This window comes from Aminobacter aminovorans (assembly GCF_900445235.1).
Taxonomy (GTDB): Bacteria; Pseudomonadota; Alphaproteobacteria; order Rhizobiales; family Rhizobiaceae; genus Aminobacter; species Aminobacter aminovorans.
Window position 1 is genome coordinate 1,403,507 of the sequence record NZ_UFSM01000001.1, and the last position, 24,552, is coordinate 1,428,058.

Consider the following 24,552-nt stretch of genomic DNA (forward strand, 5'->3'; position numbering starts at 1 on the left):
CCTGCGTCGACGGAACCGACAGAGATATCAAGCGTTTCGGCCCCATCGAATGCAAGGAGCAATGACATGGCAACAGCTACGGGCAAGCCGACCAATGGGACCAAGACAACGCCGGACCTCGAGGCTGACATCAAGCAGTTGAAGGCCGACATCGAGGCGCTGGCCAAGCAGCTGGCAGCAACCGGCGAACATGGCTATGACGCCGCGCGCCGCGCTGCGGCACAAGGTGCCGAGCAGCTGAAGGCACAGAGCGACGCGGCGGTCGAAGCGCTGCGTGTAAACGTCCGCGATGTCGAAGAGCAGTTCATGGCCACCGTGCGTGAGAAGCCGGTGACGTCGCTTGCCATCGCCGCTGGCGTCGGTTTTCTGGTCGCGCTGCTGGCGCGGCGCTAGCGTGTCAGCCGGAGAGAGCGTGTCAGCCGGAGAGAGAGAGACAATCGATCTCCGGTATATACGATGCGTAATTTCAGACACTGGCCGGGGGACACATGCTGGCATCTCTAATTGCGAGTTTCGCCACAGGCGAGACGACACTGGCGCTGAAGCGGACACGCCGTGCCGCGGCTGCCTATCTGGCCGCCGCTATTACCGGCCTGTGCGGTGTGGGCTTTCTGGTCGGCGCCGGCTTTATCTGGACGGCTGAAAAATATGGTCACCTCGAAGCGGCAATCGGCTTCGGCCTTGGTTTCCTGTTGGTGGCGGGATTGATCCTGCTGGTCCACAGGCTGATGGCCAGCACGCGCGCCCGCGAGGACGAGCGGCGTCGGCGTGCCGACATTGCGGCGCTCGGCACCACGGCTGCGATGGCCGTGCTGCCGACATTACTGCGCAGCAAGGGCGGCATCGGCGCGCTGTTGGGACCGGTGGTGGCGCTGGCCGCCTATGCGATCTATCGCGAAAACCGCAAGCCCGACGGCAGCGACAGCGCTGCAGGCGAATAAGTCGGCAGCCGTTCAGCTCTCGGCCGTTTCGCCCAGCGGCATCGAGATGTGGGCGCGCACCCCCTCGGCCGGAAAATCGTGTTTCACCTCGCTTGAGATAACCTTGGCGAGGCTGCGTCGGATGAGGATCGAGCCGAAACCGTGATGGGTCGGTGGGGTGACCTTCGGCCCGCCGCCTTCGATCCAATGTAGCTCCAGTCGGTTGTCGCCGCTGACGGTCCACGACACGGTTGCCTTGCCGCCCGGCACCGAAAGGGCGCCATATTTGAGCGCGTTGCTGGCCAGTTCATGCAGGATCAGTGCCATGCCCAGCGTTTGATCAGGGGTAAGCAGGGCATCGGGGCCGGTGACTGAAATGCGCGGGGTGTCGTCGTCGTCGAACGGCGAAAGTTCCAACTGGACGAGATCGCGGATGCCGATGCCGCGCCATTCATATTCCGACAACAATCCGTGCGCGACGCCGAGCGCGCGCAGGCGCTGGCTGAAGGCGTCGAGGAACTCGCGCGGCTCACGCGCGTGGCGCACCGTCTGGGTCGCGAGCGCCTGGACGGTGGCGAGCGTGTTCTTGACCCGGTGGTTGATCTCGCGCAGCAATAGGCGCTGGCGCTCCTCGGCACTGCGGCGTTCGGTGATGTCGTAATTCACGCCGAAGACCAGCGTCGGGCGCCCATTGGCATCACGCTCGACGACGCGGCCGCGAGCGGCGAGCCAGCGCGGCGGATCGATGTCGCGGATGCGGTATTCGCCGGAATATTCGTCGCTGCCTTCAAGCGCTTCCTGGAAGATCTGTCGCGTCTTGCCGATGTCGCGGCGATCGATAGCGACGACGATGTCGCGCGCCCGCATCCGCGTTGCCGGCGGCATGTTGAAGAGCTCAGGCAGGAGCGTGTCGCATTCGACGACGCCGGTACGCGGATCCCAGACCCAACTTGCAAGGGCGGCGGCCTCAAGCGCGATGGCGCGGCGGGTTTCGGCATGCACCAGTGCTGCTTCGGCGCGCGCCCCGGCCTGCGAGCGGTCGAGCAGCTCAACAAGACTTCCGGCAAGTGCTGCGACGTCCTGCAATTGCGCGAGCTTGGCCGGCGCGGGGCGTTCTTTCCCGCCGAAGGTCAGCAAGGTTCCGACAGCGCGGCCTGAAGCGACGATCGGCGCTGCTGCGTGGAACAAGAGACCGGGACCTTCGACCAGGTCGCTTGCCAGGAACCGCTCTGCCAAGGCGAGCGCTTCAGCGGCTTCGGCTGGAGACGTCCCAACAGATGCGTGGACGAGCTGCCGCCCCTCCGCATTGGCGAGGGTGAGCAGTGCCGCGGGTGCCGACATCAGCGCCGACGCGAGCTTTGCCAGCCGATCGAAGTCAGCGTCGTAAGGCATGCGGCTGTGCGCACCGTAGGCGCTGTCGCTGGCACTGCCTGCCGCATTGGTTCTGTCGTCCTGCACTTGGCCATCCCTCTTGGCCCGGGCAAACTAGACGGGCGCGGCACGCTTGAAAAGCCTTGGGAGTAACTTGGGAACCATGGCGTGACGCTGTCGTTAGCCCTCCTGGACCATTTGGGAGAGCAAATATGACGAGAATCATTCCAGCCCGAAATGCGCGTCAGGGAACGCGTGGCCGTCACGTCCTGCTGGTACTTATCGCGGCGCTGATGCTGGCAATGGCGGCATGGGGTGCTGCGGAATTCTATGGCGAGATGATCGACAAGAACGCCAACCAGACCACCACAGTCCCCGGCTAAGTGCCCTTGAGGAATGAGGAAGTTAAGATGCTTGCCGAAATGCACAAATTCGGAACCATGACCGGGTCACGACGTTGTGACCCCGTAGGAGGCCGCGCCTGACCGTTCCGGCAAAAGACAGGTCGAGGCGCGGCATGCATGAACAACACGCACGAGGAGACTTTACCATGATCCGCAACCTTTTGGCCACGACCGCCATCACAGCCCTGCTTGCGACCGGCGCCTATGCGCAGGATACCACCGCGCCGGCACCGGCTCCGGCAGCGCCTGTGGAAGTCGCTCCGGCAACGCCTGAAGTGATCCCGCACGCCGATGGCTTCCTTGCCGCCAACATCATTGGCGAGAAGGTCTATAACGGTACCGCCGACGACGCCGAGAACATCGGCAACGTCAACGACATCGTCCTCACCGCAGACGGCAAGGCCGACCAACTGGTGATCGGTGTCGGCGGCTTCCTCGGCATCGGCGAAAAGAACGTCGCCGTAAGCTTCGACAAGTTCGATTGGGCCGAGAAGAATGGCGACCGCTGGCTGGTGATGTCGACGACCAAGGAGCAGCTCCAGGCGCTGCCTGATTTCGACCGCCGTGCCTATGAGCCGGCGCCGGCGACGGCAGCGGCCACCGACCCGGCTGCTCCCGCGACCGACCAGACGGCGCAGGCGCCCGTTGCTCCGGCAACGCCTGACGCAGCGACACCGCCGGCCACCGACCAGACCGCCCAGGTTCCGGCTACGCCCGATGCTGCAACGGCAGACGACACCAAGACTGCGGCCATCGACAAGTCGACGCTGAAGGAACTGCCGGCTGCCGATCTGCGTGCCGAAGAGCTGATGGGTACCACCGTCTATGGCGCTGATGACGCCAACATCGGCGAGATCGGCGATATCCTGATGTCTGCCGATGGCAAGATCGATGCCTATGTCATCGACGTCGGCGGCTTCCTCGGCATGGGTGAGAAGAAGGTTGCGGTTGGCAGCGACAATCTCGCCTTCATGGTCGATGCCGATGGCAAGAAGTACCTCTACACGACCTTCACCAAGGAACAGCTTGAAGGTCAGCCCGCTTACGACGCGAGCAGCTGGGCCGAAAAGCGCGACGAGCAGCGTCTGATCATCGTCCAGTAGCATCCAGTAGATGTGGCGAACTTGAGAGAGGCCCGCGCTTCGGCGCGGGCCTTTTCTTTGCGTGACAGAGTGCTTGCGCAATTCCCGACGGAAACCGCTGCACACCTTTCCAGGAATTGCTCTACGGCAGGCGCAGGAAATGTCCGGTTGGGCCGGCCTCGGCCAGCTCCGACAGCGCCAGCGACTGGTCGAGATGCCTGGCGCGCCAGCCGAGCAGTTTTTCCGCAAATTCGAGCCGCACGCCCAGCCACGCCGGATCGTCTGCGAGGTTGCGCATTTCACCGGGATCGTTGGCAAGATTGTAGAGCAGTGGCGGCAAGCCGCCGCCGAAATGGACGTATTTGACCGTCTCGGTGCGGACGACCGACAGGTTGAGCTGCCGCGATCCGGTGCCAAAATAGGCCTCGGTGGCGCCGTTGGCGACCGAGCGGAAATCGTACTCCCAATGGGCGGCGTCGCGCCAGCCGGCCGGCGCCTCGCCGTCGAGGAACGGTTTCAGTGACTGGCCGTCGAGATGCGGCTGCGCGGCGGCGCCGATCAGGTCGAGCAGGGTCGGCATGATGTCGACGGCTGCGGTGAATCGATTGATGGTGCTGCCAGCCGCCCGCTCGTGGCCGGGCGCCTTGACGATAAGCGGGACGTGGTAGCTGCCATCAAACCATCCGCCCTTGCCGAGCATGTGGTGGTCACCCATCATCTCGGCGTGGTCGGAGGTCAGAATGACGATGGTGTCTTCCCAGTCACCCTTGTCGCGGATGCCTTGCCAGATGCGGCCGAGCTGGGAATCGACCTCCGAGATCATGCCGTAATAGAGCGCGCGGATCTTGCGGAACTCCTCCTCGCTCCAGTCGCCGACCTTGCCCGCGGCACCTGGGATGAAGCTCGACTTACCCTGATGATGTTCGAGGTGATAGGTGAGGAAAGGGTGGCTCGCCTTCTCTGCGTCGAGGCTGGGCGCACGGGCATAGGCCGGGCCTTCCGCCGGGTCGTACATTGTGTTGAACGGCGCGGGCACGATGAAGGGTGGATGCGGGCTGAGGAACGAGACATGGGCGAACCAGGGCTCGCCCTTGTCCTGCTCGCCGAGCCAGCGCAGGAATTCGCCGGTGAGGAAGGCGGCAGGTGTTTCATCCTTCGAATAGACGGGGATAGCGTTGCTGACTTCCGGAGCATCGGCGGTCGCCGGTCGGTGGATATCGGGGAAGCCGGCGCTGGAATCGATGCCGCGTGCGGCGAGCCAGGACAGCCAGCCTTTCTGGTGTTCGGGCAAAAGCTGGCGCGTGGTGAAGCCGGGCAGAACACCTTCATACGTGCGCAGGAACGGGTCGCCCGGCGCGCGGTTGCGTGGGTCGGGCGAAACATCGGTGTAGCCGAACAATGTCGGGTCGTAGCCGACGCGACGCGCGGCGCGTGCGATGTTATCATGGCGGTCGTCGAGCGGCGTGCCATTGCGGCAGACGCGGTTGTTCATCTGGTAGAGGCCGGTGTAAAGGCAGGCGCGTGCCGGCGAGCAGGGCGCGGCTCCGGCATAGTGGCGAGAAAACAGCACGCCCTCGCGCGCCAGCGCATCCGAATTTGGCGTCTTCACCACGGGATGGCCGACTGCCGACAGGCTGTCGCCACGCCACTGGTCGCAAGTGATGAGAAGAATGTTCTGCCGTCTGCCGGTGCCTGCCAAGCTCGCCCCCTGGAACTGAAATCGCGGGCCAAGGAAGCCGGATTCACCGATATGCGCAAGCGTCTTCGCCACCGCAGCAGTCATGCAAAAAAGTGTGAACGAATTCACTTTCATTGTTCACTTTTTGGATACTGACCATTCTGTGACCGGCCACTATTCGCTACCAGCCGATGCGCCCATATTCGCTCCAACAGAGCGGCAGGGGCCGCGGCAAGCGAAAGGAGCAAGACGATGCTCAACCAGATCAAGGGCCTGCACCACGTCACCTCGATGGCCGGGGATGCGGCCGAAAACAACCAGTTCTTCACCCACAAACTCGGCCTGCGCCGGGTCAAGAAAACTGTCAATTTCGACGCCCCCGACGTCTACCACCTCTATTATGCCGATGAGTTGGGCACGCCCGGTTCGGTGATGACCTACTTCCCGTTCCCCAATATCGGCAAGGGCCGTCCCGGCGTCGGCGAGGTCGGCACCACCGTGTTCTCAGTGCCCGAAGGCACGCTGCCCTTCTGGGAAAAGCGCTTCGCCGAGCAGGGCGTGAACGGGCTCGCCCGCAACGAGCAGTTCGGCGAGAAGCGCCTGAGCTTTGCCGGTCCCGACGGCGATGGCTTCGCGTTGGTCGAAGCCAAGGGCGACAGCCGTGCGCCGTGGACCAAGGGCGGCGTCGGCAATGACGAGGCGATCCGAGGCTTCCACTCAGCCTCGCTCAGGCTGCGCGATGGCGGGGCGACCGAAGAGCTTTTGAAGTTCATGGGCTATGAGCCGGTCGACACGTCAGGCAACATCAAGCGGCTGGCGGTGAGGGACGGCAATGGCGCCGACTTCATCGACATCGAGACGCTGCCGGGCGCTTCCTTCGCCGGCCTCGGCGCGGGTTCGGTGCATCACATCGCCTTTGCGGTGGAGAACCGGGAGAAGCAGCTCGAAGTGCGCAAGGCGCTGATGGAGACGGGCTATCAGGTGACGCCTGTCATCGACCGCGACTACTTCTGGGCGATCTATTTCCGCACCCCCGGTGGCGTGCTGTTCGAGATCGCGACCAACGAGCCCGGTTTCGACCGCGACGAGGACACCGCTCATCTTGGCGAGGCGTTGAAGCTGCCGGCGCAGCATGCGCATCTGCGCGATTATCTGGAAAACAACCTGCAGCCGCTGGGCAACTGAGGGGAGACCGATGAGCAAGGATAGTTACATCCACAAGGTGCTGCCAGGGGAACCTGATGGCCCTGTGATCTTCGCTTTCCACGGCACCGGCGGTGATGAGAACCAGCTTCTGGGCTTAGCCCGGGAACTGGTGCCGGGGGCGACCGTCGTGTCGCCCCGCGGCGACGTCTCGGAAATGGGAGCTGCGCGCTTCTTCCGCCGCACCGGCGAGGGCGTCTACGACATGGACGATCTCGCCCGGGCGACCACCAAGATGGCCGGCTTCGTCAAGGCTCACATCGCTGTGGCAAAGCCGTCGGAGGTTCTGGCGCTCGGCTATTCCAATGGCGCCAACATCCTGGCCTCGGTGCTGTTTGCCGAACCCGATTTGTTCGACGCGGTCGCACTGATGCATCCGCTGATCCCGTTTGCACCTGAGGTTAAGGGCAGCCTCAGTGGTCGCCAGGTGCTTGTTACCGCCGGGCGGCGCGATCCGATCTGTCCACCTGATCTGACGGCCCGGCTCGACGCCTATTTGCGGCAAGCGGGCGCCGCTGTCAGTGTCGAATGGCATGAAGGCGGCCACGAGCTACGGCCAAACGAAACCGAAGCGGTGAAACGCCTTTTCGCCGGCGTCACAAAGGAGCTGTAACAATGACTGAAGAACTGGCGGCGATCGAGCGTGAGGACCATGGCAGCAAGGGACGCTACGTCATACGCGGTGACGGCGGCGCCGAAGCGGAGATGACCTACAGCAATGTCAGCGAAACGCTGTTCATCATCGACCACACCGAGGTGCCCGACGCGTTTCGTGGGCAGGGCGCCGGCTTGAGGCTGGTGACGCGGGCGGTCGAGGATGCGCGCGCAGCGGGCAAGAAGATCATCCCGCTGTGTCCGTTTGCCGCGGCTCAATTCCGCCGCCACCCCGAATGGGCCGACGTCCTCAACAGTTGACATCGCATAGCCTTGCCGGGTGCAGACCGGCGGACGTGTCGAGATCGTAAAAGGCCGGTGCAGGCAACTGCATCGGCCTTTCGTTATTTTCGTATGTGCCTGCATTTCAGGCAGGCTGTTACAAAGGCAGTTTTGGCTGTTTCTCGAAATGGTACAGAAGGCGGACGGAAATGACTGAAATGGCGACTGATTATGCCCGATTGGACAGAATTGCTGACTGTTTATGATGTTTATAGGTTGTTGCATTAGGTGTCGCTGATCAGCATCGGTATGTTACAAAGCGCGGTTACATTCATATCAACAGGGGAATGAAATTTAACGAAAAGAGCTGCCCAATGTCCGCTTCTGCCCAGCTTTCCGAGTTCGACCAAAAATTCCAGCCGCGTTCGCACATCTATCGCCGTCCGCGCCTTGCCATCCGTCAGCGTGCCAACGAGCACCCGATGGCCATGTTTTCGATTTTCGTGATCGCCTCGCTGTCGTCGATGGCGCTGGTGCCGACCGCTGGCCCGGCCTTTGCCTCGATGGGCTCAAAGCTCGGCACGATCCAGGGTACGCACACCACCGCCAAGACCGACCGGCTGCCGCTGTCGGAAACCGATATCGCCTGCCGTGGGCAGGCCTGGGGCGCAGAGAGCAAAATCTGCGTCGAGACCATTGCCAAGGAAACCGGCATAGGCGAGGCCCGCAAGGTTAGGCTGATCGCCAGCGCCGAGCCGGTCCGCACCACGCCGAACATCTTCTAGCGTTTCGGCGCTCCGAGCGCCGCCTCCAATCCCCGCGCCTGCACACAGATCCTCCAGCGCGTACCTCCCCCGCGGCTTCGGCTGCGGGGGCTTTTTTTGTTCTGATGCGAACGTCTTGTTAGTCCCTCAGGACGATGCAGGGCCGATCTTCGCCGCGCGACCATGAAGCCCCTCAAGCGAGAGGATCAGGGATGGGCCGCGTCGAAGGAAAAGTTGCCATCGTCACCGGTGCCGCGTCTGGCATGGGCGAAGCGAGCGCCAAGCTGCTGGCGCGCCAGGGTGCGGTCGTCGTCGTCAGCGATCTGCAGGCCGACAAGGGTCGCCAGGTCGCCGAATCCATCCGGATCGCCGGTGGGCGCAGCCTCTATGCCGAACATGACGTCACTTCGGAAGCCGGCTGGCAAGACGTTATGTCGAAGACGCTTGAAGCCTTCGGAGGGCTCCACATTCTGGTCAACAATGCCGGCGTCGGCGCACCCTTCGGCAGCGTCGAGGATCTCAGCCTCGACGACTGGCGCAAGGTCATGGCGGTCAACATGGAGGGCGTGTTCCTCGGCACCAAATACGGCATCGAGGCCATGCGCAAGTCTGGCAAGGGCGGGTCGATCGTCAACTTTTCGTCGACGATGGGCCTCGTCGGCAGCCCGTCGACAGCAGCCTATGTCGCGAGCAAGGGCGGGGTCAGGCTGTTCAGCAAGTCAGCGGCGCTGCATTGCGCCAAGGAGCGCTACGGTATACGCGTCAACTCCATCCATCCGGGTTGGATCCGCACACCGATGTCGTCGGCAGCACTCGACAAGCTGGCCGTAAGCGGCGCGGGCAACAAGGCCGTCGAACTGACACCGCTCGGCCGGGTCGGCGAACCCGAAGACGTTGCTTATGGCGTGCTCTATCTCGCCTCCGACGAGTCGGGCTTCGTGACCGGTACCGAACTCGTAATCGATGGCGGCTATACGGCCCAGTGAGTCATGCGCCGTCGGCGACCTGCTCGCTGACCGCGCTGAGTGCGCTGCGGACGTCGAAGGTGCTGAACGGCTTTTCGAGTATGTGCGGCTTGAGGTTGGGCGGCAGTTGCTCGAGCTCGGCCTTGGCGCCGATCAGGTCGCCGGTGACGAGTACGAAGCGTGGTGCCATCTCCGGCTGTGTCGCGACGATCTCGCGGAAGATGGTGATGCCGCTGCGATCAGGCATGCGCAGGTCGGAAAAGATGATGTCGGGCTGATCGGCCAGAGCTTCCGAGACCGAATCCCAGGTCGAGACGATGCGCGACTTGACGCCCATCAGTTCGAGAATATCGGCCAGTGAGGCGGCAACGTCGGGCTCATCGTCGATGATGACGGCGTGGCGCAGCCCACTCGACTTCGGCGTCGCCTCCAGCATGGTGCCGTGGCCGTCGCCCATCGGCGGCAGTTCGACAATGAAGCGCGCGCCCGTCGGCGCCACCGGCTCGAACCAGACCTTGCCATTGTGCCGGTCGACGATGGCTTTCGAGATCGAGAGACCAATGCCGGTGCCGACGCCGACCGGCTTTGTGGTGAAATAGGACTCGAAGATGCGGTCGCGGATCGCCTCGGCGATGCCGGGGCCGGAGTCTTCGACCGAGAAGCCGGCGCTGCCGTCGGCATTGCGGAAGGTCCTGACGCGAATGACGCGGTCGCCTGGTGCCGCGGCCAGCGCATGCTGGCTGTTGACCAGGAAGTTTGCCGCGACCTGGGTCATATGATCGGCATCGGCCATGACGCTCAGCGTGCCTGCCGCAAGTTCGGTGGTAATGCTGATGCCGCTGGAGCGGGCGCCATAGGCGGTGACCTCGAGGGCGGCACGGATGACCTGGTTGAGGTCGGTCTCGGCGCGCGACGTCGGGTGCAGGCGGACCATGCCGAGGAAGCTCTTGACGATGCGGCCACAGCGTTCGGCGGCGGCCCGCACCTTCTCGGCGCGGATCTTGGTCTGCGGGTCGGGGGCGAATTCATGCAGCAGCGTCGATTGGGCCACCACCACGGCAAGCGGATTGTTGAGCTCGTGCGAAACGCCGGCGAGCAGCGAGCCCATTGCCGCCATCTTCTCGTTCTGGTGCAGCTTTTCGCGCTGGCGGTTGATCTCTTCTTCGGCGCGGTGCTTTTCCCTGAGGTCGCGGATCGAGCCGAGGACGAGGCGCCGGTCGGCGAGCCGCATCTCGTTGGCGGTGAGCTCGATCGGGATGATCTCACCGGTCGCATTCTGGGTCACTGTCTCGAGCCTATGGCCGACCATCGGCGAGCCCCGCCCGGCCAGGTATTCGGCGCCGTTATTATAGCCCTTGCGGTAGTAGGTGGGGATCACCGTATCGAGCAGGTCCTTGCCCAGGATCTCGTCGCGCGTCCACCCGAACATCTTTTCGGCGGCTGGGTTGAACTCGATGATCGAGCCGGTCTCGTCGACCACCATGATGGCGTCGAGCGAGGCCTGCAGCATGGTGCGGCGGATGATCTCGCTGACATGATATTCCGACAGCGAGCGCTCGATGGCATCGCCGAGGGCTGCGGCGATGATTTCGAGCGCGGCGATCTCGTCGTCGTCCCAGTGGCGCTCGACGAGGCAATCATTGACGGCGAGCGTGCCCCAGAGATGACCATGCGCCGACACCGACACCGACAGGAACGACTTGATATGCTGCTTTTCGAAGTCGTTGCGCAGGAAACCGCTGAGGTCGCGGGTCAATCCGGTGAAGATCTTGCCCTGGCGGCCTTCCTCGGCAAGGCGCTCGAGCAGCGGGTCGGAATCGACAAGCGTCTGGTTGATGGTCGTCGGCGGCGCTGCGATGGCGTCGATCTTCGGGTCGACCCAAAAGGCGGCGATCGACTGCGCGAAACCTTGGCCGGGCACGTCGCGCAGCCGGAACAGGATGGTGCGATGGCCGCCGAAGCCGCCGGCGAGGCTGCGCAGGATGGTATCGATCTCGATCTGCCAATCCTGGGCTGCGCGTAGCCGGCGCACGATCTGCCCGGCCACGATGGTGGGGCTCGGCGTGCCCGACGGGTTGTCGGTGCGTGAGACGGTCAACAATGTCATCGCGGTTCCTGGCGAAGGCCGGAGGCTTTGGAGCGCCGTGCGTCCGATCGGACGCACAAGGGACGCTCCAGTTTCTGATTCTGCGATCGTGCTTTCCGAAAATCGACACCGATTTTCGGCCCGATGCGCTAGTAGCCTTCGCTGCCGGGCAAGGAGAAGATATAGCCTTCACCACGCACGGTGCGCAGAAATTTCGGGTTCGCCGGATCGTCTTCGATCTTCTTCCTGAGCCGCATGATGCGAATGTCGACGGCGCGTGAGGATTCGGGGTCTTCGGCAAAGCCGATCGCCTCTGAGATGGTGGTTCGGCTGAGCAGCCGGTTGGGCCGCGTCAGGAAGACCTCGAGCATGTCGAATTCGCTCTTGGCAAGGTCGATGATGGCGCCGCTGCTGCCGGTGACAAGACGGCCGTCGAGGTCGGCCTGGAACGGGCCAAAGGCGATGGTGCGTCGCGGCGGCTGGGCGGCAAGCAGCGACTGGCGGTAGCTTTCGGGCTGCGGCACGCGTCGGATGACGGAGCGCACGCGGGCCAGCAGTTCGCGCAGTTCATAAGGCTTGACCATGTAGTCGTCGGCGCCGATCTCAAGGCCAACGATGCGGTCGAGCGCCGTGCCAGCGGCGGTGGCGTAGATGATGCCGATCGGCATCTTCGCCCGCAGCCAGCGACCGAGCGACAGCCCATCTTCGCCGGGCATGGCGATATCAAGGATGGCAAGCTGGAATTGTTCGGTTTCGATGAGGCTGCGAAGGGCCGCGGCACTCTCGACTGCAGTCACGTCGAAGCCGTTCGCGCCGAGATATTCGGCGACGGCATCCCTCAGGTCGGGCTCATCTTCGACGATGACAATCCGAGCGCGCAGTTTGGTCTCGCCTCCGCTACCGGCGGAAAGTAGATTGGGTATAAACATGATGTCCAGCGATCATTTCAGGTGGGCAGTTGCCAATGGCGTCCTGCCTCGTTAGGGGCGATTTGGGGCTAGGGATGAGGCGACTGGGGACCCATCCCCGGCCGAGCGCATCCCTGGGCATCTTCTTGCCACGGCAGGCGCCGCGCAGTCCGCGCCGGCAGGCAATGGTCGCACTGAGGCTGACGATGCGGGGTGAAACGTGGCTGGAAGATCGGTCGTAGCGCTTATCGCCATTGCGGAGGTCATCGCCTCCGACCTGACCGATCATCTCGAACGGCGCGGCCATGACGTGCGCTGCGCCAAGCGGCTGTGGGAAGCCGAGCCGCTGCTGTCGGCAAAGGGCATCGATGTCGTCGTGGTCGGCGACGGCGTGACGCCGGCCGAAGGACGCGACCTGCTGCGCCGCTTCGGCGGCGAGGGCGGTCCCGACTTCGTGCTGATCTGCCGCCCCGGCGAACTCGTCGACAAGGTGCTGGCGCTCGAACTTGGCGCCGCCGATGTCGTGGAGAGCCCTCTCGTCGTGAGGGAGCTCGCCGCGCGCATCGGCGGCCTCCTCACGCGCCGGGGACGCGGCACGCAGGAATTGGTGGTACTGGAGAATTCGACGGTCGACCTGCGCTCCGCACTTGTCATGCACAGCACCGGCGAGGAAGAGCAGCTGTCGCCTGGCCAGATCGCGCTGCTCAAGCTGTTCCTGTCGCAACCAAGGCGCGTGCTGACGCGCGACGACATCATGGCGGCGGCTCCGGCTGAAAGTGCCGATGCCTTCGACCGCTCGATCGACTCGCGCATCGTGCGCCTGCGTCGAAAGCTCGACACTGAAAGCATCACGACCATCCGGGGTTCGGGCTATCGTTTCGATCCCCCGACAAGGACGGCCGGGCAGGAGGACGGCACAACCACTCCAACCGAAAACCCGAGCTGATGACGCCGCACTGACCAAAATGTCAGCTTGCCGGGGTAACGACCGCTGGCGCGGCCATCTCGACAATCGCCGTCTCTTCGGCATGGGCCCTGTCCTTGAGGAGCACGCTGGCCAAGCCCGCGAAGCCGAGCAGGCCCTGGGCATAGAGCAGTGCCGAAAGCACCGATGCTGCGAATTGTCTCTTCATTGCTGTGGCCCCGTTTCCGTTTCAGGGGGTTCAATCAAAAAAGTTTGCCAAATCCGGCTATCGAGATACCCGCGCCGCCTGACCTGCCGTGGACGGCGCGGGTATCCTGTCCTCGCTGCGAGTGACGCGCGAGGTTCTGCTCACCCAGGCCAGGCACCCACGCCCATGGACCCGGCCGATGTGCAGAGTTGCGACGAACAAGGCTGTTGCGAAGAAGATGGCGGCGGAGGCCGTCGGCGCCATGTCCTGCACCGGCGGCAATTCAGCTGCCATGGCGTTGCCCGAATTGGCCAGAAAGCCGATTCCTGACAGAATCGCCGTAGCGACGCCCACCCGCAGGAACCATCTCGCAGCCAACCGTTTCGCGCTCATCCAACCTTCGCAACGTTCGTTTCGTCGTGGCTGAATGTGCCGGCCGGCTGTATCGGGAAGATGCCGCCGGATGGCTTTTAGTGCTTCCGAATGTTTCAGCCACGTTGCGGGACTGGCAGGTGCTTGCGCTGCGCTTTCAGCGGCATAAGCGCCGTCAGGTCGAGGATTCACAAGGGGGCTGATGCCTGGAGGGGGCGTTTCAGGTCAATTTGGCGCGGCGCCGTGGTGGTTGAGTGCTGCAAGGGGCGATCGGATTCGAAACAAGATCCAACAATCTGGAAACGAATATGAAACAGAAAGAATAGATAAACGAAATCTGACTGAAACACGACGCTGGCAAAAACACGTTTATTCCGAAATGCATTTTTACGCCGGTGTGACCGGCTCAAGGGGGACGTGATGAATTCCGAACTGAAGAAGCGACTGATCAACATCACCGCAATAGCCATATCAGGCGCGGCATTGCTGCTGGCCGCCGGCCAGGGCAGCGCTTTCGCAGCCAGCAAGATCGTGGCGCGGGTGTCGATCAGCCAGCAGCGGATGCATGTCATCATCGACGGCCGCTCGGCCTTTGTGTGGAAGGTGTCGACGGCGGGCCGCGGCTATGTCACGCCGAGGGGCTCCTACAAGCCGACGCGCATGCATGAGATGTGGTATTCGAAGAAATACGACAACGCGCCGATGCCGCATTCGATCTTCTTCAATGGCGGCTATGCGGTCCATGCGACCAACCAGATCAACCGTCTCGGCCGGCCGGCCTCGCATGGCTGCGTGCGCCTGCACCCCGACAATGCGGCCGACTTGTACCAGCTCGTCCAGGCCTACGGCCCGTCCAACACCAGCATCCAGATCGTCAAATAGGCGCGCCGGCCGGGGTTGGCGCTGGCCGTCCTGGCTACAGCTTGTTGTCGATGAACCAGTCGTAGGTCGCGCGGATACCGCTTTCGAGTTCGATGCGCGGCTGCCAGCCAAGGCGGGCGAGCTTGTCGCCGCTCATCAGCTTGCGCGGCGTGCCGTCTGGCTTTGAGGTGTCGAGGGCGATGCGGCCGGCAAAGCCGACGACACGCGCCACCGTCTCGGCCAGTTCGAGGATGGTCACGTCGGTGCCCGACCCGACATTGACGTGCTGGTCGCCTGAATAGGACTTGAGCAGGAAAACCAGCGCGTCGGCGGCGTCGTCGACATGCAGGAACTCGCGCCGCGGCGTGCCGCTGCCCCAGATCGTCAGCTCAGTGGCACCCGAAAGCCTGGCTTCATGCGCCTTGCGGATCAGTGCCGGCAGGACATGGCTCGACGTCAGGTCGAAATTGTCGCCCGGGCCGTAGAGGTTTGTCGGCATCGCCGAGATGAAGTCGACGCCATGCTGCTTGCGATAGGCTTCAGCGAGCTTGAGCCCGGCGATCTTGGCGATGGCATACCATTCGTTGGTCGGCTCAAGCGCGCCCGTCAGTAGCGCGTCTTCCGTGATCGGCTGGGGCGCGAATTTCGGGTAGATGCAGCTCGATCCGAGAAACAGCAGCTTTTCGACGCCGACCTTGTGGGACGCATGGATGATGTTGGTCTCGATCGCCAGGTTCTCGTAGAGAAACGCGGCGGGATAGGTGGCGTTGGCAAGGATGCCGCCGACCTTGGCCGCAGCCAGCAATACGGCCTGTGGGCGGGTGTCGGCGAGCCAGGCCTCGACCTCGGCCTGCCGGGTCAGGTCGACGCTGTCGCGGCCGGCGGTGACGACCTCGCAGTCTTCCTGCGCCAGACGGCGCACAAGGGCAGCACCCACCATGCCGCGATGGCCGGCGACCCAGACGCGCTTGCCGGCGAGCGGGTAGAGGAGATCAGCCATTCGTCCGCCCGCCGGTTTCTGCCAGTGCGCGCCGGTCTTCGCGCACCATCTCGGCGACCAATTGGTCGAAGCTGGTGTTGTGGTGCCAGCCGAGCGCTACCCTCGCCTTGGAGGCGTCGCCGAGCAGGTAATCAACTTCGGTGGGGCGGAAATAGCGCGGATCGATCTGAACGAGAACGCGGCCGGTGGCGCTGTCGACACCGGTTTCGCCAACGCCTTGGCCGCGCCATTCGATGCTGGTGCCGATCTCAGCGAAGGCCTTTTCGACAAAGGTGCGGATCTTGTGCGCCTCGCCGGTGGCGAGCACATAGTCGTCGGGCTTGTCCTGTTGCAGCATCATCCACATGCCGAGCGCGTAGTCGCGGGCATGGCCCCAGTCGCGGCGGGCGTCGAGATTGCCGAGATAGAGGCGATCCTGGGTGCCGGCCTCGATCGCCGCCACGGCACGGCTGATCTTGCGGGTGACGAAGGTTTCGCCGCGCAGCGGGCTTTCATGGTTGAACAGGATGCCGTTGGAGGCGTGGATGCCATAGGCCTCGCGGTAGTTGGCGACGATCCAGTAGGCGTAGAGTTTTGCGGCCGCATAAGGCGAGCGCGGGGCGAAGCCCGAAGTCTCGTGCTGCGGCGCTGGAATGTTGCCATAGAGTTCGGACGTCGAGGCCTGGTAGAAGCGCGTCTTGCCGACGAGGCCGAGCAGGCGGATCGCCTCGAGCAGCCTGAGCGGGCCGAGCGCGTCGGAATTGGCCGTGTACTCAGGGGTTTCGAAGCTGACCTGGACGTGTGACTGGGCGCCGAGATTGTAGATCTCGTCGGGCTGGGTCTCCTGCACGATGCGGATCAGGTTGGTGGCGTCGGTGAGGTCGCCGTGATGCAGGATCAACCTGGGGTCGGCGACATGCGGGTCCTCGTAGAGATGCTCGATGCGGCCGGTGTTGAAGGACGACGAGCGGCGCTTGATGCCATGGACGACGTAACCCTTCGATATCAGGATCTCGGCGAGATAGGCGCCGTCCTGTCCGGTCACACCGGTGATCAGCGCCACCTTGCCGTTCTTTGCCGGCGCTGATTTCTGCTCGTTCGACATTCCCGTTTCCTTGCCCGATTTCTTGCGGTTCCCGCGTGCGGCGCACCCTAGAGATGTTGAGTGCACTGCGAAAGAGGCGCCTTTTGGATCGAGCGCTGTCGCTGCCTTCCCGTTGATTTTGCCAGGTTTCGGCGCAGCCACATTTTGTGCATTGCACGGCAGTGCATGTTTTCAACGTTCATGAGCCATGTCGTTGAGGTTGATTGAAGCTGATGCTTATAAAATGCGGCAGTTACAGACAAATTCGAATGATTTGCACGCCTGTGCAAGTTTTTGCAGAATCTGGATTGACATGAACGTACCGCCAATGGAATGAATATGCCAACAGGCACGGGAATGTGCCGCACCGCCTGGAGGGGCGGTGGCGTCGGAAACGGGGCGGTGAGGTGTGCCGGGCGGCTGGGGTCGCTAGGGCGCAAGTTCCGCTTCAAGGCGCCCAACGGAGGAGAATTCATGCCCGTGCCATTGCATGCCAGCCATGCCGTGCCTTCGCGCCGGATCGTTCCCGGTGGCGGATGTTGCGGCCATGATGGAATGTTCCCGCAAGGCGTTGCCTCGTGACCGGTTCATCCCAGACATCAGTCAAGGCGGTGGCGATGCGGCCGCTCAAGGCATCGATCACCGCGCCGACCCGCGGGCAGCGGCTGCGCTACCGGCTGAAGGTGGCACTGCGCGAGCCGACGACGACCATCGGCTTCCTTGCCGCGGCGCTGTTTACCTATCTCATCGTCGTGCCGATCATCTCGATGCTGTCGGATGCGATGCGGGTGCAGTTCGGCGACGAACGCCGCATCAAGCAGGATGTCGGCGAACTGACCTGGTACTATATCGACCGCGTCTTTCTTTCGCGCATCTCGCATGATCTGTTCTGGGAGCCGCTGATCAATACGCTCAGCGTGGCTGCAGGCGCGATCACGCTGTCGATGCTCGTCGGAGGCACGCTGGCCTGGCTGCTGAGCCGCACCGACATGTTCGGCCGCCGTTGGTTCGCCACGGCTTTGATCGTGCCCTACATGCTGCCGGCCTGGACCTTTGCGCTCGCCTGGACGACGTTGTTCAAGAACCGCACAGTCGGCGGACAGCCCGGCTGGCTGGAATCGATCGGCTTTTCGCCGCCCGACTGGCTGTCCTACGGCCAACTGCCGGTGACGATCATTCTGGCGCTGCACTACTCGCCCTTCGTCATCCTTTTGTTCGGCAATGCGCTGCGCCGCTTCGACTCGCAACTTGAGGACTCGGCCCGCATTCTAGGTGCCAGCAGGCTGACGGTGGCCAGCAAGATCATCATGCCGCTGATGCGCCCGTCGCTGATGTCGGCGATGGTGCTGATCTTCGCCAAGTGCCTCGGTGAGTTCGGCGTGCCCTATGTGCTTGGCCTGCCGGTCAATTTCGACGTGCTGGCGACCTCGCTCTATCAGAACATCTCGTCGCGCCAGGTCGGCGTTGGGGCGGTGCTGGCCGGTGCGATCATGCTGATCGGCATCATCACCATCACCATCGATGCCCGGCTGATGCGCGAAGCGCGCCGCTTCGTCACTATCGGCTCCAAGGGTTCGATGAACCGGCTGAGCCCGCTCGGCATCCTGCGTATGCCGGCAACCGGATTTGCCGCGCTGATGTTCCTGCTCAGCGTCGGCCTGCCGATCGGAACGCTGTTCCTGTCGACGATCATGCGGGTGCCGGGCCAGTTCAATTTCGGCAATTTCACGCTCGACTACTGGATTGGCACCAATCTCAATACGGTGGCGCTGCAGACCGGCATCCTGCTCAGCCCGGACCTGTGGAACGCGGCCTGGAACAGCCTGCGCATCGTCGGTGTCGCCTCGATCACCTCTGGCATTCTCGGCCTGCTGGTCGGCTATGTCGTGGCCCGCACCCCGGTGAGGCCGCTCGGCACCTTCCTGCGCCAGGTGACATTCCTGCCCTATCTGGTGCCGGGCATCGCCTTTGCCGCAGCCTATCTGTCGCTGTTTGCCGTGCCGCGCGGGCCGATCCCCGCGCTCTACGGCACGACGCTGATCCTGATGCTGGCGCTGATCGCCGACCAGATGCCTTATGCCTCGCGCGCCGGCATCGCCGCGATGACGCAGCTCGGCAAGGAACCGGAAGAGGCAGCACAGATCGCCGGTGCCGGCTGGTTCCGCCGCATGATCTCGATCGTGATTCCGATCCAGAAGGGATCGCTGACGACGGGCATCCTGTTGCCCTTCATCTCGGGCATCAAGGGGCTCAGCCTGTTCGTGGTGCTGGCCGTGCCGTCGACCGACGTGCTGACCACCTATTCGCTGCGGCTCGTCGACTACCACTACACGCAGGCCGCCAACGCCGTCGTGCTCATCATCGCCGGCCTCGCCTATTTCGGTGCACTGCTCGGCCAGAAACTGACCAAGACCAATCTCGCGCAAGGACTGGGGAACTGACATGCCGAAGATCAACCTGAGCGGCGTCGAGAAGAACTACGGCGGCAACTCGGCCAATGCGGTGGCTGACCTCGACCTCGAAATCGGCGACGGCGAATTCATGTGCCTGCTGGGGCCATCCGGCTGCGGCAAGACCACGACATTGCGCATGATCGCCGGGCTGGAGCACCTGACGGCGGGCGAGATCCGCGTCGGCCCGAAGGTGGTTGATTCCGTCGTCGAAGGCGTGTTCGTGCCGCCGGAACGGCGCGAGATGGGGCTGGTGTTCCAGAGCTATGCGCTGTGGCCGCATCTGACCATCGAGCGCAATACCGATTTCGGCCTCAGGCTGCGCAAGATGCCCAAGGCCGAGCGCGAACAGCGTGTCGACCAGGTGATGAAGACGCTCGGCATCGAGAAGTATCGCGACCGCTACCCCTCCCAGCTTTCGGGCGGCCAGCAACAGCGCGTGGCGCTGGCCCGCATGCTGGCGGTCAATCCGGAGGTGCTGCTGCTCGACGAGCCGCTGTCCAACCTCGACGCGGCACTCCGGCTCGAAATGCGCGCAGAACTCAAGCGCCTGCATGCAGAGTTCAAGACGACGATCGTCTTCGTCACCCACGACCAGTGGGAGGCGATGACGCTCGCCACCACCATCGCCGTGATGAGCGAAGGCCAGTTGCAGCAGGTCGGCACCCCCAACGACATCTATGACCGTCCGGCCAACCGCTTCGTGGCGCAGTTCGTCGGCAACCCGCCGATCAACATCGTCGAACTCGGCGACGCCAAATCCGAGCTGTCGCGGCTGGCCAATGCCTATCTTGGCTCACGCTTTGCCGAGCTGCGTGACGCCGGTTCGATCGGCATCCGTCCGGAGGCGATCCGCATTGCCGACGCCGAGCGCGGCGTCGCCGAAGGGGCGCTGTCTGATGAGGCCGAGGTGACCGGCATCCTGCCGACCGGCGGCAGCTGGATCATCGAGCTGACCGCATCGGGCGAAAAACTGTTCTTGACCACGCACCAGTCGCCGGAAATCGAGGTCGGTGATGCCGTGACCTGGTGGGCCAAATCGAAGGCGCTGCATGTCTTCGACAAGGCGGGCCAGCGCCTGGAGGCGGCGGACCGGCTGATGCGACCAACGAAGCTGCACTGACAGGTTCGGCGGGCGGTGGAGGACCGCCCGGCGGGAAGAAGCAGGACTATCGGGAACGAGACGGCCGGCATGACGCCGGCCTGACAAGGGAGGAAAAGATGAGCAGACATTTCGATGTAAAACGGCTCCTGGCAGCAACGGCACTTGGCGTTGCCTCGGGCCTGTTTGCCGGTGCGGCGCAGGCCGAGGAGTTCGACCTCAACGCGCTGATCGAGGCGGCAAAGAAAGAGCCGCCGATCAACGTCTATTCGAGCACCGGCAAGATCGTGAAGCAGGCCGAGAACTTCACCAAGAAGTACGGCGTGCAGGCGACAGGCACCAAGGCCAATGCCGCGGCGCAGCTGGAAATGGTGATCCGCGAAGGCCAGGCCAAGAACGTGCAGGGCGACGTCATCCAGATCAGCGACGTGCCGGCGGGTGTGGCGCAGCTGGTGCCGCAGGGCTTCGTTGAGAGCTGGCTGCCGCCGGATCTCGCCGCCAAGATCCCGGCCCAGTACCAGAACCCGCTGACCGTCTCCAACGAGGCCAACGTCTTTGCCTACAACACCCAGCTCAATGAAAGCTGCCCGGTCAAGAATATCTGGGAGCTGACGGAGGCCAAGTGGAAGGGCAAGCTCGCCATGCAGGACCCGCTCAACAAGGCGTCCTATGTCGACTGGTTCAACCAGATGGCGACAAACGCCGACGACAAGGTGGCTGCCGCCTACAAGGAACATTACGGCAAGGATCTCGAAGCGGGAGAGGACGGCGCCACCGGCGCCTGGGTCAAGGCGCTCGCCGCCAACGGCCCGCTTCTCACCGACGCCGATGAGGGGGCGGCGCAGGCGGTCGGCGCTCCCGACCAGAAGGAACAGTTCATCGGCCTGATCAGCTCGGCCAAATTCCGCAACAACCAGGACGTCGGCTCCAAACTTGGCCTGTGCAAGGACCTCAAGCCTTTTGCCGGTTGGATGTATCCGAGCCTCGGCTTCATCGCCAAGGGCACAGACAGCCCGAACGCGGCCAAGCTGTTCATCCACTATCTGATGACCGAGGAGGGCATCGCCCCGCAGGCGGCCGATGGCAAGATGTCGACCAACAGCGATGCCAAGCTGCCTGACGATGAGCCCTCTGGTATCGGCAAGGTGCTGGACCAGATCTTCCCCTACGACTCGGCGTCGGCCCAGAGCGACTGGGACGCGCGCCAGGATTGGCAGGACCTCTGGCGCATCAACTACAAGAAATGACGCTTGCGACTGCCGCGCCCGGCAACAACGCCGGGCGCGTTTCAGCCGGATTTTTGGGGAGGAAACGATGAAACCGGCATTTGGAACGAGCAGGAAAATTGCACTGGCAACGACGGCGCTGGCCGGGCTCATGACGGCCATGGTGATGGCGTCGGCTCCGGCGCGCGCGGAGACGTTTGACCTCAATGCGCTGGTCGAGGCGGCAAAGAAGGAAGCGCCGATCAACATCTACGACAGCACCGGCAAGATCGTCGAAATGGCCGAGAACTTCACCGCCAAATATGGCGTGAAGGCAACCGGCATCAAGGTGTCGGCGAGCGCGCAGCTCGAGATGATCGTGCGCGAGGGCCAGGCCAAGAACGTCAAGGGCGACGTGGTGCTGATCACAGATGCGCCAGCAGGCCTGGCGCAGCTTCTGCCGCAAAAGTTCGTCGAGAGCTACCTGCCGCCTGACATGGCCGACAAGATTCCGGTCCAGTTCCAGAACCCGCTGGCGATCACCACCAATGCCGCAGTCTGGGCCTACAACACCGAGGCCTACAGTGCCTGCCCGGTCAAGAACATCTGGGAGCTGACCGAGCCCAAGTGGAAAGGCAAGGTCGCGTTCTACGATCCGCTGTCGAAGGGCACCTATCCCGACTGGTTCAACCAGACCGCGACGCATGACGACGACAAGATGAAGGCCGCCTACAAGGCGCATTTCGGCAAGGACATCGAGGTCGGTGAAGACAGCGCCACGGCAGCCTGGGTCAAAGGTTTTGCGGGCAATGCGCCGTTGCTTGCCGACGCCGACGACGCGATCTCGGAAGCGGTGGGCGCACCGGGCCAGAAGGAGCCGTTCTTCGGCCTGATGAGCTCGGCCAAGTTCCGCGACAATGCCGACAAGGGCTTCAAGCTCGGGCTCTGCGAAGGGCTCGATCCCTGGCCGGGCTGGACCTATGTCAAGCTCGGACTGATCGCCACCGGCACCAAGAGCCCAAACGCGGCCAAGCTGTTCATCCACTACATCCTGACCGAAGAAGGCATCGCGCCGCAGGTGAAGGACGGCAAGTTGCCGACCAATCCTGACATCGGCCTGCCTGCAGATGAGCCCTCTGGTATCGGCAAGGTGCTCGACAGGCTGCAGCAATACGACGCCTCGACGGCACTCGCAGACTGGGATGCGCGCCAGGATTGGCAGGACCTCTGGCGCGTCGCCTACAAGAAATAGCTTTCCGGTGGACTGGGGCGGAGCCCTTCTCCTTCGGCTCCGCCCACTTTTTTCCACCGGTGACTTTCCACCTGGTGACTTGGAGATCTTGAATGACTGCAACCTCGGCGAGGCAACTCGCGGCTCCGAAGGCACTGCTGCTCGATTTCGGCGGCGTCATCGTGTCGACGACGCATCTGCCGGGCTGGCAGGCGCAGCTGGCCGGGTATGTGCGCGGCCTGCTCGACAGGGCCGGCGTTTCGGCGCCAGAGCTTTCGGTCGAACAGATCACCGACGATATCAAGGCTGCCGGCATCGCCGACTCGCACTGGAAGGATGCGATGTCGCGGCCATTGGCGCCGCGCGAACTGAGGCATGAGGAGTTCTGGGGCGACTTTGCCGCCGGCGACTGGCCGCGACAGGCGCGAGACGTGGTTGTGACCGAAGCCTATGACCTCTGTCGCAAGATGGGCAACTGGAAGAGCGAACGCGTGCTGCGCAAGGGCATGCTCGACCTGTTCGATGCCGCCGAGGCGGCAGGCGTGCCGGTCGGCATCGTCAGCAATGCCTTGTGCGGCCAGGTCCATCTCGACTTCCTCGACGCGCATGGCCTCACCGCGCGCTTCGCCGCCATCGTCCACAGCGACGAGGTCAAGCTGCGCAAGCCCAATCCGGAGATGATCTGGCTGGCGACGCGGGCGCTCAATGTCGAAGCAGGCGAGGCCTGGTATGTCGGCGACAATTTCGACCGCGACGTGCTGTGCGGCAAACGCGCCGGCATCGGCGGCAACATCCTGATGGAAGCCAAGGGCACCTACGACCTGCCCTATGAATTGAAGCTCAAGCCCGATGCCATCGTCGCCGACCCGGTCGGGCTGCTCGGTCTTTTCCATGAAGCCACACGCGGGATCGCGGCATGACTGGTATCGAGGAATCCAGGCGCCTGAGAACGGTTGCCGAACAGGCGGCGCAGCTGATGCGCGCCCCGCTGCTGGCGGCATTCCGCTCCAACATGGCGGTCGACTACAAAGTCGATCTGCATGACGTGGTGACCCAATACGACAAGGAAGCGGAAGTGGCGATCCGCGCCTTCATCCTGGCCGAGGTGCCCGGTTCCGTGGTGATAGGCGAGGAGGCCGGCGAAAGCGGTGCCGGCCGGGTGCGATGGTATGTCGATCCGATCGACGGCACCTCCAACTTCGCCCGCGGCTTTGCCTTCTGGTGTGTGTCGGTCGGCGTGGCGATCGAAGGACAGGTCGTTGCCGGCGCGGTTTATGACCCCGTCGCCGACAAGCTGTTTTCAGCCGATCTGACTGGCGCCTGGCTGAATGGCGAGCCACTGCGCTCGAGCGCCATATCTGACGAGCGACATGCGACGCTGATCACGGGCTATCCCGTGGCGCGCGACTTCCGGCGCGACGGGCAAGAGCAGACGATGGCCAATTTCGCCGAACTGGTCGAGACGTTTTCGACGTTGCGGCGGCCGGGCAGCGGCGCGCTCAGCCTGTGCCACGTCGCGGCCGGCTGGGTCGATGCATCAGCCGGATTTGGCAGCAATCCGTGGGACGTGGCCGCAGCGGTCCTCATCCTGAAGCAGGCTGGCGGCAGCTATCACCCGCTGACCCTCGGCAAGGTCGATGCCAGCGTGCCCGACTTCATGTGCCCCGGCTATGTGGCGTTGGGAGAGGGCGGCGACTATCCGACGCTGATGCGGGTGGCGCGGCGCATCTCCGACGGTCGCGATGCCGCCCGGGGACGTGATGCGGCATGATAGAACGCCTGTGCATGGCCATAAGGACATCGGCTTCAAGTTGTTCGATGAAATACGGAAACACCATTTAACTTAATGCGTTGACGATTTTGCACAGCTGTGCAAATTGAGGTCAACTTGTATCACAG

At 63.4% G+C, this 24,552-nt stretch carries 25 protein-coding genes; 17 read left to right on the top strand and 8 right to left on the bottom strand.

The genetic code is table 11. The features are described 5' to 3' along the window. Positions 1-66 precede the first annotated feature (66 nt). Both DY201_RS06935 and DY201_RS06940 read left to right on the top strand, forming a co-directional pair. The gene (locus DY201_RS06935; RefSeq protein WP_115730563.1) at positions 67-393 is read left to right on the top strand and encodes an ElaB/YgaM/YqjD family protein; all 327 of its coding nucleotides are present in this window, start codon (positions 67-69) and stop codon (positions 391-393) included. A 95-nt stretch (positions 394-488) separates the two neighbouring features. Continuing rightward, positions 489-941, top strand: a complete 453-nt coding sequence (locus DY201_RS06940) for a hypothetical protein (protein ID WP_115730564.1) — start codon at positions 489-491, stop codon at positions 939-941. 12 nt (positions 942-953) lie between these two features. On the opposite strand, the gene DY201_RS06945 is transcribed toward DY201_RS06940, so the two are convergent. Beyond that, entirely contained in the window at positions 954-2,378 is a 1,425-nt protein-coding gene (locus DY201_RS06945; RefSeq protein ID WP_245431916.1) for a sensor histidine kinase, read from the bottom strand. A gap of 125 nt (positions 2,379-2,503) precedes the next feature. Here DY201_RS06945 and DY201_RS28960 point away from each other — a divergent pair, with 125 nt between their 5' ends. Together DY201_RS28960 and DY201_RS06950 are read left to right on the top strand one after the other, a co-directional pair. Continuing rightward, positions 2,504-2,674, top strand: a complete 171-nt coding sequence (locus DY201_RS28960) for a hypothetical protein (RefSeq protein ID WP_165915911.1) — start codon at positions 2,504-2,506, stop codon at positions 2,672-2,674. Between the two features lie 167 nt (positions 2,675-2,841). Further along, on the top strand, positions 2,842-3,798 hold the full coding sequence (locus DY201_RS06950) for a PRC-barrel domain-containing protein (protein WP_115730565.1): 957 nt from the start codon (positions 2,842-2,844) through the stop codon (positions 3,796-3,798). 121 nt (positions 3,799-3,919) lie between these two features. Here the strand turns inward: DY201_RS06950 and DY201_RS06955 are convergent, their stop codons facing one another. Then, the gene (locus tag DY201_RS06955) at positions 3,920-5,476 is read right to left on the bottom strand and encodes an alkaline phosphatase family protein (protein WP_115733644.1); all 1,557 of its coding nucleotides are present in this window, start codon (positions 5,474-5,476) and stop codon (positions 3,920-3,922) included. A 231-nt stretch (positions 5,477-5,707) separates the two neighbouring features. Between DY201_RS06955 and DY201_RS06960 the strand changes: the two genes are divergently transcribed. From DY201_RS06960 to DY201_RS06980, 5 genes are all read left to right on the top strand, one after another. Then, the gene (locus tag DY201_RS06960; protein ID WP_115730566.1) at positions 5,708-6,640 is read left to right on the top strand and encodes a VOC family protein; all 933 of its coding nucleotides are present in this window, start codon (positions 5,708-5,710) and stop codon (positions 6,638-6,640) included. Positions 6,641-6,650: 10 nt separating this feature from the next. After that, a complete protein-coding gene (locus DY201_RS06965; protein WP_115730567.1) occupies positions 6,651-7,271 on the top strand; it encodes an alpha/beta hydrolase in 621 nt (206 codons plus the stop codon). 2 nt (positions 7,272-7,273) lie between these two features. After that, positions 7,274-7,573: a GNAT family N-acetyltransferase gene (locus DY201_RS06970; RefSeq protein ID WP_115730568.1), complete on the top strand. Its 300-nt coding sequence runs from the start codon at positions 7,274-7,276 to the stop codon at positions 7,571-7,573. A 335-nt stretch (positions 7,574-7,908) separates the two neighbouring features. Beyond that, on the top strand, positions 7,909-8,319 hold the full coding sequence (locus DY201_RS06975; RefSeq protein WP_115730569.1) for a hypothetical protein: 411 nt from the start codon (positions 7,909-7,911) through the stop codon (positions 8,317-8,319). A gap of 191 nt (positions 8,320-8,510) precedes the next feature. After that, positions 8,511-9,284, top strand: a complete 774-nt coding sequence (locus DY201_RS06980) for a glucose 1-dehydrogenase (RefSeq protein ID WP_115730570.1) — start codon at positions 8,511-8,513, stop codon at positions 9,282-9,284. Between the two features lies 1 nt (position 9,285). Here the strand turns inward: DY201_RS06980 and DY201_RS06985 are convergent, their stop codons facing one another. Together DY201_RS06985 and DY201_RS06990 are read right to left on the bottom strand one after the other, a co-directional pair. Beyond that, on the bottom strand, positions 9,286-11,370 hold the full coding sequence (locus tag DY201_RS06985) for a PAS domain S-box protein (RefSeq protein WP_115730571.1): 2,085 nt from the start codon (positions 11,368-11,370) through the stop codon (positions 9,286-9,288). A 128-nt stretch (positions 11,371-11,498) separates the two neighbouring features. Continuing rightward, positions 11,499-12,278, bottom strand: a complete 780-nt coding sequence (locus DY201_RS06990; protein WP_172582918.1) for a response regulator — start codon at positions 12,276-12,278, stop codon at positions 11,499-11,501. Between the two features lie 199 nt (positions 12,279-12,477). Here DY201_RS06990 and DY201_RS06995 point away from each other — a divergent pair, with 199 nt between their 5' ends. Beyond that, positions 12,478-13,203 (top strand): response regulator transcription factor, encoded by a 726-nt coding sequence (locus DY201_RS06995; protein ID WP_115730573.1) that lies wholly within the window; start codon positions 12,478-12,480, stop codon positions 13,201-13,203. Positions 13,204-13,225: 22 nt separating this feature from the next. On the opposite strand, the gene DY201_RS28965 is transcribed toward DY201_RS06995, so the two are convergent. Together DY201_RS28965 and DY201_RS07000 are read right to left on the bottom strand one after the other, a co-directional pair. After that, positions 13,226-13,390 (bottom strand): hypothetical protein, encoded by a 165-nt coding sequence (locus DY201_RS28965; protein ID WP_165915910.1) that lies wholly within the window; start codon positions 13,388-13,390, stop codon positions 13,226-13,228. Positions 13,391-13,447: 57 nt separating this feature from the next. Beyond that, complete coding sequence (locus tag DY201_RS07000; RefSeq protein WP_115730574.1) at positions 13,448-13,762, bottom strand: hypothetical protein; 315 nt, start codon at positions 13,760-13,762, stop codon at positions 13,448-13,450. A gap of 399 nt (positions 13,763-14,161) precedes the next feature. On the opposite strand from DY201_RS07000, the gene DY201_RS07005 reads away from it, so the two are divergent. Further along, on the top strand, positions 14,162-14,623 hold the full coding sequence (locus DY201_RS07005; protein WP_115730575.1) for a L,D-transpeptidase: 462 nt from the start codon (positions 14,162-14,164) through the stop codon (positions 14,621-14,623). Positions 14,624-14,657: 34 nt separating this feature from the next. Here the strand turns inward: DY201_RS07005 and fcl are convergent, their stop codons facing one another. Together fcl and gmd are read right to left on the bottom strand one after the other, a co-directional pair. Continuing rightward, positions 14,658-15,602: a GDP-L-fucose synthase gene (gene fcl / locus DY201_RS07010; RefSeq protein WP_115730576.1), complete on the bottom strand. Its 945-nt coding sequence runs from the start codon at positions 15,600-15,602 to the stop codon at positions 14,658-14,660. Beyond that, the gene (gmd, locus tag DY201_RS07015) at positions 15,595-16,686 is read right to left on the bottom strand and encodes a GDP-mannose 4,6-dehydratase (protein WP_115730577.1); all 1,092 of its coding nucleotides are present in this window, start codon (positions 16,684-16,686) and stop codon (positions 15,595-15,597) included. Before gmd ends, fcl begins: the two co-directional genes overlap by 8 nt. 596 nt (positions 16,687-17,282) lie before the next feature. On the opposite strand from gmd, the gene DY201_RS07020 reads away from it, so the two are divergent. From DY201_RS07020 to DY201_RS07045, 6 genes are all read left to right on the top strand, one after another. Next, entirely contained in the window at positions 17,283-19,106 is a 1,824-nt protein-coding gene (locus tag DY201_RS07020; RefSeq protein ID WP_115730578.1) for an ABC transporter permease, read from the top strand. Position 19,107: 1 nt separating this feature from the next. Then, a complete protein-coding gene (locus tag DY201_RS07025; protein WP_115730579.1) occupies positions 19,108-20,238 on the top strand; it encodes an ABC transporter ATP-binding protein in 1,131 nt (376 codons plus the stop codon). Positions 20,239-20,336: 98 nt separating this feature from the next. Further along, on the top strand, positions 20,337-21,464 hold the full coding sequence (locus DY201_RS07030) for an ABC transporter substrate-binding protein (protein WP_115730580.1): 1,128 nt from the start codon (positions 20,337-20,339) through the stop codon (positions 21,462-21,464). 67 nt (positions 21,465-21,531) lie between these two features. Beyond that, on the top strand, positions 21,532-22,674 hold the full coding sequence (locus DY201_RS07035) for an ABC transporter substrate-binding protein (protein ID WP_115730581.1): 1,143 nt from the start codon (positions 21,532-21,534) through the stop codon (positions 22,672-22,674). Positions 22,675-22,766: 92 nt separating this feature from the next. Further along, positions 22,767-23,573 (top strand): HAD family hydrolase, encoded by an 807-nt coding sequence (locus tag DY201_RS07040; RefSeq protein WP_115730582.1) that lies wholly within the window; start codon positions 22,767-22,769, stop codon positions 23,571-23,573. Beyond that, on the top strand, positions 23,570-24,424 hold the full coding sequence (locus DY201_RS07045; RefSeq protein WP_115730583.1) for an inositol monophosphatase family protein: 855 nt from the start codon (positions 23,570-23,572) through the stop codon (positions 24,422-24,424). Before DY201_RS07040 ends, DY201_RS07045 begins: the two co-directional genes overlap by 4 nt. The last annotated feature ends 128 nt before the right edge of the window (positions 24,425-24,552 follow it).